Below are 15,604 nucleotides of genomic sequence, written 5' to 3'. Positions count from 1 at the left end.
TTTGGGCAACAAACGTAAACAATAAATTTGATTAAATTATTATTGCTTTTTAACAATTTGCGCCATTAATTCTGCCTCGGTAACTAATTTACCATTTGCGTAAGCATTTGCCTGCATATGACAGATTCCTCTACGGATAGGTGAAATCAATTCGCATTTGAAAATTAACGTATCTCCAGGCAATACTTTATGCTTAAATTTAACATTGTCAATTTTCATAAAGTATGTTAAATAATTCTCAGGATCAGGAACTGTACTTAAAACCAAAATTCCTCCTGTTTGAGCCATCGCTTCAACAATTAAAACTCCCGGCATTACCGGAGCTTCAGGAAAATGCCCTACGAAGAAGTTCTCGTTCATCGTAACATTTTTCAAACCAACTACATGGCGATCAGACATTTCTATAATTCTGTCAATCAATAAAAACGGTGGACGGTGTGGTAACATCGCCATGATTTTGTGAATATCCATTAATGGCTCTTTATTTAAATCATAAACAGGAACATGATTTCTTTGTTCTATTTTGATGATTTTGCCAATTTTTTTAGCAAACTGAGTATTTACATAATGCCCAGGTTTGTTAGCAATAATTTTTCCCTGAATACGAACTCCAATTAAAGCCAAATCTCCAACAACATCAAGCAGTTTATGACGGGCAGCTTCGTTTGGATAATGTAAAGTAAGGTTGTCTAAAACACCATTTGGTTTAACCGAAATTTTATCTTTACCAAACGCTTTCTTTAAATTTTCCATTGTAGACTCAGAGATTTCTTTATCTACATAAACAATTGCATTGTTTAAATCTCCACCTTTAATTAATCCGTGCTCTAACAAAGATTCTAATTCATGAAGGAAACTAAAAGTTCTTGAGTTTGCGATTTCATCTTTAAAATCGGCAATGCTTTTCATTGTTGCGTTTTGCGTACCTAAAACTTTAGTACCAAAATCAACCATTGCAGTAACCTGATAGTCATCGCTTGGCATTACCAAAATCTCGCTTCCTGTAGCTTCATCAGTAAAAGAAATAACTTCTTTTACCACATAAACGTTACGTTTAGCATCTTGTTCTTCGATTCCGGCATTTTCTATAGCTTCAACAAAATATTTCGAAGAACCATCCATAATAGGTAGTTCTGAAGCGTTTAATTCTATGATAACATTATCCAAATCACATCCAACTAATGCAGCCAGTACGTGCTCCGGAGTTTGAATTTTTACACCTAATTTTTCTAAATTTGTACCTCTTTGTGTATTAACAACATAATTAGCATCAGCCTCAATCACTGGTTGTCCTTGCAAATCTACTCTTACAAAAGTGAAACCATTATTAATTGGAGCTGGTTTAAAAGTCATTGTAACTTCTTTTCCAGTGTGTAATCCAACTCCTGTTAGCGAAATTTCATTTTTGATGGTCTTCTGTTTAACCATTATTTCCATTTTTTGGGTTTATTATTTGTTTTTTTAATTCGTCCAGTTCGGCGACAATTTTAGGTAAGTTCTTGAAATGAACGTATGATTTGTTAAAATCACCATATCCAAGCGATGGCGATCCTTGCAAAATTTCATCATCTTTGATGTTTCTTGCAACTCCCGACTGTGCCTGAAGCCTTACATTATTACCTATTGTTAAGTGGCCTGCGATACCAACCTGCCCTCCAATCATACAGTTTTCACCAATTTTTGTAGAACCCGCAACGCCTGATTGAGCGGCAATTACAGTATTTTTACCTATTTCTACATTGTGGGCAATCTGAATTTGATTGTCTAATTTAACTCCTTTTCTAATAATTGTAGATCCCAGAGTTGCTCTGTCTATTGTAGTATTGGCACCAATATCTACATTATCTTCAATAATAACATTACCAATTTGTGGTACTTTACTATATACACCTTCTTCATTGGGTACAAAACCAAAACCATCTGCACCTATAATAGTTCCTGAATGTATCGTACAATTGTTACCAATTACGGTTTCAGAATATATTTTAGCGCCGGCAAAAATATACACATTATCGCCAATAACAACGTTATCGCCAATAAAACTGTTTGGATATATTTTTACATTGTCTCCTAAAACTACATTTTGACCTACATAACTAAAGCTTCCTAAATATAGATTTTCTCCATATTTAGTACCTTCAGATATAAAAGAGTGCGCTTCAATTCCGTTTTTATTCAATTTTACCTGATTGTAAAACTGCAAAAGTTTAGAAAAAGACGCATATGCATCTTCTACTTTTATTAAAGTTGTTGTGATTTCGGCTTCGGGTACAAAAGTATCATTAACAATGGTTACAGTTGCTTTTGTAGTATATATGTAGTTGATATATTTCGGGTTAGCCAAAAAAGTAAGCGATCCTTCCTCGCCTTCTTCAATCTTAGAAAGTCGAGAAACTTCTGCATTGGGATTCCCAACAACTTCTCCTTCTAAAATTCCTGCTATTTGTTCTGCTGTAAATTTCATCGCGACAAAAATATAAAAAATAGATTTTAAATGTTAATTTTAGATAAGTTGTTTTGGAAAACAGATGTAATATTTTGTGACCAGTTTAGATAACGATTTCAAATTCAACTGATCAGAGGCTTCAACAACATCTTCAATTGTTTTATCTTTTTTCAAAATTCGTATCGGTTCAGCCTCTTTACTGTATGCCTGGTTTTTTATTTTACCTCTAAAAATAAAATATCCCGCATCTAAAGCCGAAATATGATGTTCTTCTGCAAACTCTTCTTTTAAAGATTGGGAATCTTCCATCGGAATCTTTTCTGCGCTCAGCTTTATCTTCAATAAATCCCTGTTAATGATCATCTTGCTTAATGTGGAAAGTATAAAATCATCTTGTTTTTGCCAGGCTTTTAAAGCGCTAATAATATCAAAATCATCTAATTGAGAAAACAAATCCAATTTTTCCGCATCAAAATTCTCTAATGTAATTTTGTTTTTCATGAAATACAAAAGAGGCTCACTGCAAGGCAAATTCACGCCTTTTAAGGTAAGTTCTTTGGCTCTTTTTAAAACCTTCATCAGAATTAATTCGGCAACCAGACTTGTTTTATGCAAATATGCCTGCCAATACATTAATCGTCTTGAAAGAAGGAATTTTTCAACAGAATAAATCCCCTTTTCTTCAATAACCAAAACACCGTCAACGACATTCATCATCTGAATTAAACGTTCAGAATTTACGTTTCCTTCTGCAACTCCGGTATAAAAACTATCACGTTTAAGATAATCCATTCGATCCATATCTAACTGACTTGAAATCAGTTGCAACATAAATTTTCTATGATATTCACCTTTAAAAACCTGAATTGCCAAGCTCAATTTTCCGTCAAATTCGTCATTTAACTGATTCATGAACAATAAAGAAATAGCTTCATGATTTACATCTTCGACAATACTTTTTTCCATTGCGTGCGAAAATGGCCCGTGACCAATATCGTGTAATAAAATAGCAATTAACAAAGCACATTCTTCCTCCTGAGAAATCGCAACTCCTTTAAAGCGAAGCGTTTCAATAGCTTTTTGCATCAAATGCATACACCCTAAAGCATGATGAAAACGGGTATGATTGGCTCCCGGATATACCAAATACGATAATCCCATTTGCGAAATACGTCGCAAACGCTGAAAATACGGATGCTGAATTAAATCGTAAATAAGTTCGTTTGGGATGGAAATAAACCCGTAAATGGGATCATTAAATATTTTTAATTTATTTATGTGGGTCACTATCTGGTTATTTTTTGGTCAACAAATATAAGTAATTAACTATAAACAGCTTTGGGTTTTTAACTTAAAAAAAAAAAGCAATTTCATAGTATTAATTTCTTTAATGAAAATAGATCGAAAATTAATTTTGAAAAAAAACTGAATTTGTTATTCTGAATTTTATACTATTTTTAATACTTTTTAAGTTCTATACCTTTAAATTGCATTAAAATTAATTTGTTTATGGATAAGATAAAAATACTTTGGGTTGATGACGAAATCGACCTTTTAAAGCCACATATATTATTTCTTGAAAAGAAAAACTACACGGTAACAACTTCTAATAACGGTCTCGATGCCATAGCTTTATTCGAAGAAGATAATTTTGATATTGTTTTTTTGGATGAAAATATGCCCGGAATGAGCGGCTTGGAAACACTTTCTGAAATGAAAGAAAAAAAGTCAGCTATCCCAATGATTATGATCACCAAGAGTGAGGAAGAGTATATAATGGAAGAAGCGATTGGTTCTAAAATCGCTGATTATTTGATAAAACCGGTAAATCCAAATCAGATTTTATTGAGTTTAAAGAAAAATCTGGATCACTCAAGGTTAATTTCAGAGAAAACTACTTTAGATTATCAAAAAGAATTTAGAAAAATTTCTATGGAATTGGCTATGGTTAATTCTTATGAAGATTGGGTAGAGTTATACAAAAAATTGATTTTTTGGGAATTAGAACTTGAAAACATCAACGATCAGGGAATGATTGAAATCCTTGAATCACAGAAAGTGGAAGCCAATTCTCAATTCGGAAAATATATTGAAAGAAATTACGAAGATTGGTTTGAGCCAAAAGCCGACAAACCAATTCAATCTGATACCTTATTTAAAGAACTGGTTGTTCCAGAAATTAAAAAGAAAGACAGACCTGTTTTATTTGTTGTGATTGATAATTTGCGCTACGATCAATGGAAATCTTTTGAAACTGTGGTTTCGAATTATTATAAATTAGAAAAAGAAGTTCCTTATTTCTCCATACTTCCAACAGCAACACAATATGCCAGAAATGCTATTTTCTCTGGTCTGATGCCTGTAGAAATGGAAAAAAAATATCCTGAGTATTGGAAAAATGATGTTGAAGACGGAGGAAAAAACCTTTACGAAGCCGAATTTTTATCGGCACAATTAAAACGGTTAGGTCTCAATATTAAGGAAGATTATTTCAAAATCACCAATTATGCAGGTGGTAAAAAATTAGCCGAAAACTTTAAAGCTTTAAAAGGCAATGATTTGGTAACTGTGGTTTATAATTTTGTAGATATGTTATCGCACGCCAAAACAGAAATGGACGTAGTAAAAGAACTCGCTTCTGATGATAAAGCCTATCGTTCGTTGACTTTAAGCTGGTTTAAAAATTCGCCATTATTAGAAATTATTCAACAAGCTCAACTTTTGGGTTTCAAATTAATCCTGACTACAGATCACGGAACGATTAATGTAAAAAACCCTTCGAAAGTTGTTGGAGATAAAAATACAAGTTTAAATTTGCGCTATAAAACAGGTCGTAGTTTAACCTACGAACAAAAAGATGTTTATGTGGTAAAAGAACCTAAAAAAATTGGTTTGCCAGCGATAAACATGAGCAGTTCGTTTATTTTTGCCAAAAATGATTTGTTTTTGGCGTATGTAAACAACTATAATCATTATGTAAGTTATTATAAAAACACATATCAGCATGGCGGAATTTCGTTAGAAGAAATGATTATTCCGTTTTTGGTATTCAATCCAAAATAAAAAATAGCCACGAATTTCACTAATTTTCACTAATTATTCTTTTTATTTCAATTTGAAAAATTTGGGGAAATTAGTGAAATTCGTGGCAAAAAAAAACACTAAATAGAAGCAATGAATATCGTTTTTTCATTAGATCAGATTCAAGAAGTGGCAGAGCAGATTTTAACTCAAAATCCTAAAAAAATCATTCTTTTTAACGGAGAAATGGGTGTTGGAAAAACTACTCTTATCAAACAATTATGCAAAAGTTTAGGAGTTGAAGATGCAACAAGCAGCCCAACTTTTTCTTTAGTAAATGAATACTATACCGTTAATAACGATATAGTGTATCATTTTGATTTTTACAGATTAAACAAAGAAACCGAAGCGCTTGATATGGGAGTTGATGATTACTTATATTCAGGAAACTGGTGTTTTATCGAATGGTCTGAAAAAATTGCAAGTTTGATTCCTGAGGAACATTCTACAGTTACAATTGAATTGTTGGCTGATGGGAAACGTAAGCTCGAATTAGTTTAAAAGTTATTTCACAGAGATCCACGAAGTTTTCGCAGAGAAGCACAAGAGATTTCTTTAAAAAACTTTGCGAATCTTTGTGTAAACTTCGCGAATCTCTGTGAAACAATATATCTTAAAATGGAAAAAACAATACCTTAATATTAGCTTTTAGTATTAGCAGAAAATTTGCACTAATTTTAAAACTTTTTACGTAATTTGTACCCTTAATTTTTCGCACAACCCATGTCAATAACCTTAACTCCATTTACGAAACAACAATTGTTGCCACAAGAAGAAAAGCTTGAAGTTGGCCGATTTAAAAGAGAGCTATTCATAGGAATACCTAAGGAAACTAGTTACCAGGAACGTCGTATTTGCCTGACACCAGACGCAGTAAATTCGTTAACATACGAAGGACATCGCGTTATGATCGAATCAGGAGCAGGAGAAAGTTCGAGTTATTCTGACAAAGAATATAGTGATGCGGGCGCAGAAGTAACAAAAGACACTAAAAAAGTTTTTGGCTGCCCAATGTTGCTTAAAGTTGAGCCGCCTACTCTGGCTGAAATCAAAATGATTAATCCCGAAACGATTATTATTTCTGCTATTCAGTTGAAGACCAAAAAGAAAGAATATTTTGAAGCCTTAGCGCAGAAAAAAATAACCGCACTTGCATTTGAATATATCAAAGATGAAGACGGCTCTTACCCGGCCGTAAAATCTTTAAGTGAAATTGCCGGAACTGCTTCTATCCTTATTGCATCAGAATTAATGATTACAGATGAGTTTGGAAAAGGACTTTTATTTGGAAATATTACCGGCGTTCCTCCTACCGAAGTTGTAATTTTAGGAGCCGGAACTGTAGGTGAATTTGCCGCAAAAACAGCAATTGGGCTTGGAGCAAACGTAAAAGTTTTTGATAATTCGATTACGAAACTACGCCGTTTGCAAAATAATTTAAATCAAAGAATTTTTACTTCTACAGTTCAGCAAAAAGCACTTTTAAAAGCTTTAAGACGTTGTGATGTAGCAATTGGCGCGATGCGCGGAAAAGAGCGCTGCCCGATTGTAGTGACAGAAACCATGGTTGAACATATGAAAAAGGGAGCTGTAATTGTGGATGTTAGTATTGATACCGGAGGATGTTTTGAAACTTCAGAAGTAACGACACATGAAAAACCGACTTTCATAAAAAGCAATGTTTTGCATTATTGTGTACCGAATATCCCATCAAGATATTCTAAAACTGCTTCACTATCAATAAGCAATATATTGACCCCATACCTGCTTCAGATAGCCGATGATGGTGGTTTAGAAAGCTCTATCAGATGTAATAAAGGTTTGAAAAACGGAGTTTATTTATACCACGGAATCCTAACAAATAAAGCAATTGGCGAATGGTTTGATTTGCCTGATAACGATATTAATTTACTTGTATTTTAAGGGAACTTTAATGTACCTTTGCCAAAAAAATTACTCATGAAGTTCGTACATCGTTTTGCTTATTATTTAATTGGTCTTATTATGGGATGCTTTTTTGTAGCCCTTGTTTTTAGTGGAAAAGATACTCGTTGCAATTATTTTCCAAATGCTCGAGTTTTAAATAATCTAAGAACCAAACCTTTTCAATATTCTGATAAAGCAATTCAAACTTTGAATGAAAAATGGGTTGATACCGCAGATGTAAAAAATACACTAACTTACGGAGATGTTGATTTTGACCAAAGTAATGTGCCGTTAAAAAAAGGAAAACTTTACATTATAGAAGGAAAAACAGTTAAAAACCAAGAAATTATTTTAAAAGTAATTAACTACGAGAATAAGGCTGTTTTAGACGAGATTATAAAAAAACCTATCGAAAAATAGATTTTTTGTCATTTCGACGGAGGAGAAATCACACACGAAACTCGACAAAGATTGGCTACATTCTACGTGAAATTACTAATGTGATTTCTCGTTCCTCGAAATGACAAGATTGTGGAAAATCAAAATTATTAATTAGTGAAATTCGCGTTTACCATTCAATCTCTTTCATTCCTTTTGATTTCAAAAACTCATTTGTCTGGCTAAAATGTTTATTTCCAAACCAAAATCCTCTATTTGCACTTAAAGGCGATGGATGCCCAGATTTTAAAATATGATGTTTGGATGCATCAATTAATGCTGCTTTCTTTTGAGCAAAACCTCCCCAAAGCAAAAACACAACATTTTCTTTTTCAGCAGAAATTTGTTTGATAACAGCATCTGTAAATTTCTCCCAGCCTTTTCCCTGATGGCTTCCGGCTTCGGCTTGCCGAACTGTTAACGTTGCGTTTAAAAGAAAAACACCCTGATCTGCCCAACGCTCCAAATTACCCGTTTTGGGTATTGGTATATTTAAATCTTTTTCGATTTCCTTGAAGATATTATAAAGAGATGGAGGAAACGGAATGCCGTCGTTTACAGAAAAACACAAACCGTTTGCCTGATTTGGCCCGTGATACGGATCCTGGCCTATAATAACAATTTTTACCTGATCAAAATGACAATGGTCAAAAGCAGAGAAAATCTGACTGCCTTTTGGATAACAAACCTTTGTAGCATATTCAGATTTTACAAAAGCAATTAAATCCTTGAAATAGGGTTTTTCAAATTCTTCATTTAAAACTGGTTTCCAGGAAGAATGCACTTTTATGTCCATGATATTTTTTATTGCTAATTTCAGAAATTTTTGAGTAAAATCATATTTACAAAGTCACAAAATTTAGGTAAAAACTTTGTAGAATTCAATCACACTATTTTCGTACTTTTGTACATACTTTATTAAAGGAATTAAATGATTAGTATTACCGAAAAAACATTACAAGATTTACAATTTCCAACAGTTCTCGAAACCATTTCTGCAGGCTGCAATACCGATATTGGAAAAGAAAAAGCTTTACAAATAACCCCATTTAGAGATAAAGAAACTTTGATGCAGGCTTTAATGCAGACATCCGAATATGTTTCGTCTTTTGAAAATAACAACGCAATTCCCAATCACGGATTTGATGCCATAACGCATGAAATAAAATTTCTGGCAATTGAGGACAGTTTCCTGGAAGTTGGAAGTTTTAGAAAAATCGCGACGCTTTCATCAACAGCAAACTTCTTATTAAATTTCCTTAAAAAATTCGACGATTATTATCCAAATTTAAATGCAAGGGCCTCAAGAGTTGAATATACTAAAGATATTGTTACTCTTATTGATGCCATTGTAGACAAATATGGAGAAATAAAAGATAATGCTTCGCCGGCTTTATTGAGTATTCGCCAAAATATGAATATCGTTCGCGGCAAAGTAAACCAAAGTTTTGGAGTTGCTCTTAGCCACAATAATGGTCTTGGTTATTTAGACGATATTAAAGAAAGTTTTGTTCAAAACCGACGCGTTTTAGCCGTTTTAGCCATGTATCGTCGTAAAGTAAAAGGCTCTATTTTAGGAAGTTCCAAAACAGGAAGCATTGCTTATATCGAACCGGAAGCTACTTTGCAATATTCCAGAGAATTAGCTAATCTTGAATATGAAGAAAAAGAAGAAATTACCCGAATTTTAAAGCAATTATCAAATCAGATTCGTCCCTTTTTACCAATATTAATTGAATATCAGGAGTTTCTAAGTGATATTGATGTTGTTGCCGGAAAGGCAAAATATGCTAATAGAATTAACGGAATCCTGCCAACAATAACAGAAGAAAGAAGATTGTTTTTCAGAGAAGCCTATCATCCTATTTTGTATTTGAATAACAAGCAAAAAAACGAAGTTACGCATCCGCAAACAATTGAATTAAAACAAGATAACCGAATCATTGTAATTTCAGGACCTAATGCGGGAGGAAAAACAATTTCGCTTAAAACCGTTGGTTTATTGCAACTGATGCTACAATCGGGTATGTTAATTCCTGTTCATGAAAGAAGTGAAACTTTCTTGTTTGACAGGATTTTAACGGATATTGGAGATAACCAATCTATTGAAAATCACTTGAGTACATATAGTTACCGGTTAAAAAACATGAATTATTTCCTGAAGAAATGCAATAAGAAAACCATGTTTTTAATTGACGAATTTGGTACTGGTTCTGATCCTGAATTGGGTGGTGCTTTGGCGGAAATTTTCCTCGAAGAATTTTACCATCGTGAAGCTTTCGGAATTATCACCACGCATTATTCAAACTTGAAAATCCTGGCAAACGAATTACCGTATGCTACAAATGCAAATATGATGTTCGATGAAAAATCATTAGAGCCCATGTACAAACTGGCTCTAGGTCAAGCTGGTAGTTCGTTTACTTTTGAAGTTGCGTTGAAAAACGGAATTCCGTTTGGATTAATAAATCGTGCCAAAAAGAAAATCGAAGTTGGAAAAGTTCGTTTTGATAAGACTATTGCAACACTTCAAAAAGAGCGATCTAAGTTGGAAAAAACTTCTATCAATCTTAAAGAAGAAGAAACAAGAGCTCGTGAAGAAAGCAAAAAGATGGAAAACATCAATGTAAAAATCAAACAGAAACTGGAAAGCTACCAGGAATTATATGACAGTAACCAAAAGACAATTTACATTGGTCAAAAAATTGAAGATATCTCTGAGAAGTATTTCAACAATAAAAATAAAAAAGAATTGATTGGAGAGTTTTTGAAAATCATAGAAATTGAAAATTCAAAACGTAAAAAAGCTACTCCAAAAGAAACAAAAGCTATAATCGAAAAGAAAAAAGAAGTTATTGCCGAAATTACTGTTCAGGTTGAAGAAATTCGAAAAGAGAAAAAAGAGAAGAAACTTAAACCAGTCGTAGAAAAACCTAAACCAATTTTAAAAGTTGGTGACAGAGTAAGAATGCTTGACGGAAGATCTGTGGGAAGTATCGATTCAATCGAAAAAAATAAAGCAACTGTAAATTACGGGATTTTTACTTCGAAAGTAAGTCTAGATGAATTGGAATTTGTAGAGGCTGGGAAGAAATAAGTTTTTCAGTTTTCTGGTGCAGTTTTTAGTATTTAAATTTTAGATTTTGATCGAAAATTGAAATAAAGCGATTTAAGAAACGATTTTCAAGAATACGATTTGGGAGATTGATTTTTTTATAAAATTAATTGAAAATGATTTATGAAAGTCGTTTTTGATTTTTAAAATTTATTCAAATATTACATTTGATAGATAAAACAAATAGCACTAAACGAATCAAAAAGTGCAATATTCACAATCTTTCATTTCGAGGAACGAGAAATCTTCACGAGAAGCTCGACAAAGATTCGATTCTCATTGTGGAGTTACTTTCGGAGATTTCTCCTCCGTCGAGTGACAAACTAAACGTTAGCTTTGTCAAAGTTTAAAAACTTAACAAAGCTTTTAACTAAAAACATACAAAATGGAAAACCTTCCAAAACATAAAAAAATAATCCTCTTCGATGGCGTTTGCAATTTATGCAACGGAGCTGTTCAGTTTATCATCAAACATGATAAAAAGGATATTTTCAGATTTGTAGCATTACAATCAGAATTGGGAATTGAGATTTGTAAATATATAGGTGTCGATCAAACTAAAATAGATAGCATCATTTTATACAATCCTGGCGTGGCATATTATTATAAATCAACGGCTGCAATTGAAATTGCCGAAGAGCTAGGCGGAATTTATAACTTTATTTCTGTTTTAAAAATATTCCCGGAAAAACTTCGAAATTATATTTACGATTATATTGCCAAAAATCGCTACAAATGGTACGGTAAAAAAGAAAGCTGCATGATTCCTACTCCGGAATTGAAGGCAAGGTTTTTGTAAATTCCAATTTTTAAATTCCAAATTCCAATCACGTTAAAATTCTTATTCAAGTTTGTCATTTCGACCGAAGGGAGAAATCACATCCAGAGCGCGACGTACTGTATGGCTAAACTTTATGTGATTTCTCCTCCGTCGAAATGACACAAAATTAGATTAAAAAAATCCCAAACTCCAGTTTTAAATTGGAATTTGGGATTTTTTAATTTAAAAATTAATTAGAAATTTATCTAATTAACTTTCTGTATTTCAAACGTTTTGGAGTTAAATCACCGCCTAAACGTTTCTTTTTGTTTTCTTCGTATTCAGAGAAACCTCCTTCAAAATAGTAAACTTCAGAATCTCCTTCAAAAGCTAGAATGTGCGTACAAATTCTGTCTAAGAACCATCTGTCGTGCGAAATAATTACGGCACAACCTGCAAAATTCTCCAGACCTTCTTCAAGTGCACGAAGTGTATTTACGTCAAGGTCATTCGTAGGCTCATCCAGTAAAAGTACGTTTCCTTCTTCTTTCAATGTCATGGCAAGGTGCAAACGGTTACGCTCTCCACCAGAAAGCATTGAAACTTTTTTGTTTTGCTCGCCTCCACCAAAGTTAAAACGAGATAAATAAGCTCTTGAGTTTACTTGTTTTCCGCCCATCATGATCAATTCCTGACCATCTGCGAAGTTTTCCCAGATAGATTTATTCGGATCAATATTAGAGTGTGACTGGTCTACATAAGCGATTTTTACAGTTTCACCAACAGAAAATTCTCCGCTATCAGTAGCTTGCTCGCCCATAATCATTTTGAAAATGGTCGATTTACCAGCACCGTTTGGTCCGATAATTCCAACAATTCCGGCCTGTGGCAAAGTGAAATTTAAATTATCATATAATAATTTATCTCCAAAAGCTTTTGCAACATTTTTAGCTTCAATAACATTGGTTCCTAAACGTGGACCGTTCGGGATATAGATTTCCAGATTTTCATCCAGTTGTTTTTGATCTTCGTTTAATAATTTGTCGTAATTCTGTAAACGCGCTTTTTGTTTTGTCTGACGTCCTTTCGCACCCTGACGAACCCAGTCCAACTCACGCTCTAACGTTTTTCTACGTTTAGAAGCAACTTTTTCTTCCTGTGCCATACGGTTTGATTTTTGGTCTAACCAAGAAGAATAATTTCCTTTCCAAGGAATACCTTCTCCTCTATCCAACTCAAGAATCCAGCCTGCTACATTATCAAGGAAATATCTATCGTGCGTTACCGCAATTACAGTTCCTGCATATTGTGCTAAATGCTGCTCTAACCAAAGTACAGACTCGGCATCTAAGTGGTTGGTAGGCTCATCAAGTAACAATACATCAGGCTGTTGCAACAACAAACGACATAAAGCAACACGACGACGCTCACCTCCTGAGAGGTTTTTAATTGGTGTATCACCTTCCGGTGTACGCAATGCATCCATTGCAATTTCTAGTTTAGTATCGATTTCCCAGGCACCAAGAGCATCAATTTTGTCTTGTAAAGCTGCCTGACGATCCATTAACTTGTCCATTTTATCAGGATCGGAATAGTTTTCTTCCAGACCAAATAAATCATTAATTTGATTGTATTCTTCCAGAACTGCCATCGTTTCAGCTGCTCCTTCACGAACAATTTCGATAACCGTTTTAGAATCGTCAAGAATTGGTTCTTGTTCTAAATAACCTACAGTATAACCAGGTTGAAATACAACATCTCCCTGATAGTTTTTATCAACTCCTGCAATAATTTTTAAAAGAGAAGATTTTCCCGAACCATTAAGTCCTAAAATACCAATTTTAGCACCATAAAAGAAACTCAGGTAAATATTTTTAAGTACTGGTTTGTCTGCTCCCTGATAGGTCTTACTCAATTTCTGCATTGAGAAAATTACTTTCTTATCGTCTGACATTTGTTTGTTTTTATTTTAATTAATTATTTTTTGATTTTAAATTGCAATTGATATTGATTTTTATTAAACTCTACCTTTTAATGCATTAAAAACCCAGGCATTAGCAAAAAAACCAACACCCACAGCTACAAATCCCCAGCCAGAAACATCTCTGTATCTAAAAGCACCAAGACCTATAAGCAACAATCCCATAAGTATCATTATAAAAGTAGCCCATCCTAAAACGGTATTTTTATTCATTCCCATAATTGTGTAATTATTATTTTAAGTAGTAAAATTTTTAGAAAGGCAAATATCGTGAATTTTAACGGCTTAATTAAATATTTTGTAAAGCATTTCTTTTAGTAAATCTGATTGTGGTAAAGCATTTGCTCCTACTCCTTTACTTTTAACATCTACATCACGCAAAGCTCCAACAATCTGACTCACTTTTCGCATGGGATAATTTTTAATTGCCAAATCATATTCCTTTAAAAAATAAGGATTTACGCCAATAGCTGAAGCAACATTTTTTGGATTTTTATCCTTCAATCCGTGGTATTTTAAAAGTTGGACAAAAAATCCAAAAACCAGTCCGGTTGTCATGACCAAAGGATATTCTTTGGGATTATGAGCAAAATTTTCGGCAATTTTGTAAGCTTTAAGTTGATTGCGTTCACCAATTGCTTTTCTTAATTCAAAAACATTGTAATCTTTACTAAAGCCAATATTTTCTTCAATATGCTGCGGTGTAATCATCGTTCCTTGTGGCAAAATGATCTGAAGTTTCTCCAGTTCATTATTGATTTTACTCAAATCAGTCCCCAGGAATTCCACCAGCATTGCATTTGCTTTTGGGTCAATTGTGTATTTTTTTCCTGCAAGTACTCGTTTTATCCAATCGCCAACCTGGTTTTCGTACAATTTTTTACTTTCGTAAACAATTCCGTTTTGTGCTAATAATTTAGTTACTTTTTTACGTTTGTCAAGCGTTTTATATTTGTAACAAAAAACTAAAACCGTAGTTTCCATCGGGTTATTTACATACGATTCAATTTTATCAATTGTTCTGGATAAATCTTGTGCTTCTTTTACGATAACAACCTGACGATCAGCCATCATAGGATAGCGCTTGGCCGTAGAAACGATATCTTCTACAGAAACATCCCTTCCGTATAAAACAGTCTGATTAAACCCTTTCTCTTCTTCAGAAAGTATATTTTGCTCAATATATTCAGATAATTTATCAATATAATAAGGCTCCTCGCCCATCAAAAAATAAATTGGTTTTATATTTCCCGCTTTTATATCATTAACAATTTTTACAACTTCGTCCATCTATAATTTTGTTTCAAATTTAAAGTTTCAAGTTTATTGCTCCAATAACTTGAAACTTTAAACTTGAAACCTGAAACCATTTTTATATTTTTGCTTTATGTTAAAGCTAAATTTTCCTTCATATACTTTCCGATTCAAAAATAGCGAAAATAAAGTGTCTATTTTTGATGAAATCAGGAAAAAATTTATCATTCTTACTCCCGAAGAATGGGTCCGTCAACATGTTGTTCATTATTTAATGAGTGAAAAAAAATACCCAAAATCACTCATAAATGTAGAGAAAGTTTTAACAATCAATGGATTACGAAAACGGTATGATATTGTTGTTTTTAATTCTGATGGTTCTATACATATATTGGTAGAATGCAAAGCTCCAGAGGTAAAAATATCTCAGGCAACTTTTGATCAAATTGCCCGTTACAATATGACAATGCAGGCACGATTTTTGAAAGTTACAAACGGACTGAGTCATTATTACTGTCAGATGGATTTTGAAAACGAAAAATATGAGTTTTTAAAGTCTCTACCTGATTATAAAGAAATTTACTAAATAATAAAAAAATACTT

14 protein-coding genes are annotated in these 15,604 nt (G+C 33.1%); 7 read left to right on the top strand and 7 right to left on the bottom strand.

Annotation, left to right across the window (positions count from 1 at the left end):
• Nucleotides 1-39 precede the first annotated feature (39 nt).
• Genes SD960_RS01240 through SD960_RS01230 form a run of 3 tightly spaced genes read right to left on the bottom strand, consistent with a single transcriptional unit; the run spans nt 40 to nt 3,733 of the window.
• Nucleotides 40-1,428, bottom strand: coding sequence for a bifunctional UDP-3-O-[3-hydroxymyristoyl] N-acetylglucosamine deacetylase/3-hydroxyacyl-ACP dehydratase (locus SD960_RS01240; RefSeq protein ID WP_073394290.1), 1,389 nt, complete (start codon nt 1,426-1,428; stop codon nt 40-42).
• On the bottom strand, nt 1,421-2,464 hold the full coding sequence (gene lpxD / locus SD960_RS01235) for a UDP-3-O-(3-hydroxymyristoyl)glucosamine N-acyltransferase (RefSeq protein ID WP_318800416.1): 1,044 nt from the start codon (nt 2,462-2,464) through the stop codon (nt 1,421-1,423). Before lpxD ends, SD960_RS01240 begins: the two co-directional genes overlap by 8 nt.
• 39 nt (nt 2,465-2,503) lie before the next feature.
• Nucleotides 2,504-3,733, bottom strand: coding sequence for an HD domain-containing protein (locus SD960_RS01230; protein ID WP_318800414.1), 1,230 nt, complete (start codon nt 3,731-3,733; stop codon nt 2,504-2,506).
• Between the two features lie 222 nt (nt 3,734-3,955).
• Between SD960_RS01230 and SD960_RS01225 the strand changes: the two genes are divergently transcribed.
• The 4 genes from SD960_RS01225 (at nt 3,956) to SD960_RS01210 (ending at nt 7,873) form a co-directional block, all read left to right on the top strand.
• Nucleotides 3,956-5,509, top strand: coding sequence for a bifunctional response regulator/alkaline phosphatase family protein (locus SD960_RS01225; RefSeq protein ID WP_318800413.1), 1,554 nt, complete (start codon nt 3,956-3,958; stop codon nt 5,507-5,509).
• 111 nt (nt 5,510-5,620) lie between these two features.
• The gene (gene tsaE / locus SD960_RS01220; protein ID WP_318800412.1) at nt 5,621-6,028 is read left to right on the top strand and encodes a tRNA (adenosine(37)-N6)-threonylcarbamoyltransferase complex ATPase subunit type 1 TsaE; all 408 of its coding nucleotides are present in this window, start codon (nt 5,621-5,623) and stop codon (nt 6,026-6,028) included.
• 222 nt (nt 6,029-6,250) lie between these two features.
• A complete protein-coding gene (locus SD960_RS01215) occupies nt 6,251-7,450 on the top strand; it encodes an alanine dehydrogenase (RefSeq protein WP_318800411.1) in 1,200 nt (399 codons plus the stop codon).
• 36 nt (nt 7,451-7,486) lie between these two features.
• A complete protein-coding gene (locus SD960_RS01210) occupies nt 7,487-7,873 on the top strand; it encodes a DUF4258 domain-containing protein (RefSeq protein ID WP_318800409.1) in 387 nt (128 codons plus the stop codon).
• 148 nt (nt 7,874-8,021) lie between these two features.
• Here SD960_RS01210 and SD960_RS01205 read toward each other — a convergent pair whose 3' ends face one another.
• Nucleotides 8,022-8,687, bottom strand: a complete 666-nt coding sequence (locus SD960_RS01205) for a uracil-DNA glycosylase (protein ID WP_318800408.1) — start codon at nt 8,685-8,687, stop codon at nt 8,022-8,024.
• Nucleotides 8,688-8,822: 135 nt separating this feature from the next.
• Here SD960_RS01205 and SD960_RS01200 point away from each other — a divergent pair, with 135 nt between their 5' ends.
• On the top strand, nt 8,823-10,988 hold the full coding sequence (locus SD960_RS01200; RefSeq protein WP_318800407.1) for an endonuclease MutS2: 2,166 nt from the start codon (nt 8,823-8,825) through the stop codon (nt 10,986-10,988).
• 403 nt (nt 10,989-11,391) lie between these two features.
• Entirely contained in the window at nt 11,392-11,805 is a 414-nt protein-coding gene (locus tag SD960_RS01195; RefSeq protein WP_318800406.1) for a thiol-disulfide oxidoreductase DCC family protein, read from the top strand.
• Between the two features lie 223 nt (nt 11,806-12,028).
• Here SD960_RS01195 and ettA read toward each other — a convergent pair whose 3' ends face one another.
• The 3 genes from ettA to holA form a co-directional block, all read right to left on the bottom strand.
• Nucleotides 12,029-13,720 (bottom strand): energy-dependent translational throttle protein EttA, encoded by a 1,692-nt coding sequence (gene ettA / locus SD960_RS01190; RefSeq protein WP_318800404.1) that lies wholly within the window; start codon nt 13,718-13,720, stop codon nt 12,029-12,031.
• A gap of 63 nt (nt 13,721-13,783) precedes the next feature.
• Nucleotides 13,784-13,966 (bottom strand): CAL67264 family membrane protein, encoded by a 183-nt coding sequence (locus tag SD960_RS01185; RefSeq protein WP_035666747.1) that lies wholly within the window; start codon nt 13,964-13,966, stop codon nt 13,784-13,786.
• A 66-nt stretch (nt 13,967-14,032) separates the two neighbouring features.
• Nucleotides 14,033-15,037 (bottom strand): DNA polymerase III subunit delta, encoded by a 1,005-nt coding sequence (holA, locus tag SD960_RS01180; RefSeq protein ID WP_318800401.1) that lies wholly within the window; start codon nt 15,035-15,037, stop codon nt 14,033-14,035.
• 97 nt (nt 15,038-15,134) lie between these two features.
• On the opposite strand from holA, the gene SD960_RS01175 reads away from it, so the two are divergent.
• Nucleotides 15,135-15,587: a type I restriction enzyme HsdR N-terminal domain-containing protein gene (locus tag SD960_RS01175; protein ID WP_318800400.1), complete on the top strand. Its 453-nt coding sequence runs from the start codon at nt 15,135-15,137 to the stop codon at nt 15,585-15,587.
• The last annotated feature ends 17 nt before the right edge of the window (nt 15,588-15,604 follow it).

The sequence above is a fragment of the Flavobacterium sp. MMLR14_040 genome (genome assembly GCF_033657265.1).
GTDB lineage: Bacteria > Bacteroidota > Bacteroidia > Flavobacteriales > Flavobacteriaceae > Flavobacterium.
This window is presented reverse-complemented; position numbering and strand designations above follow the sequence as displayed.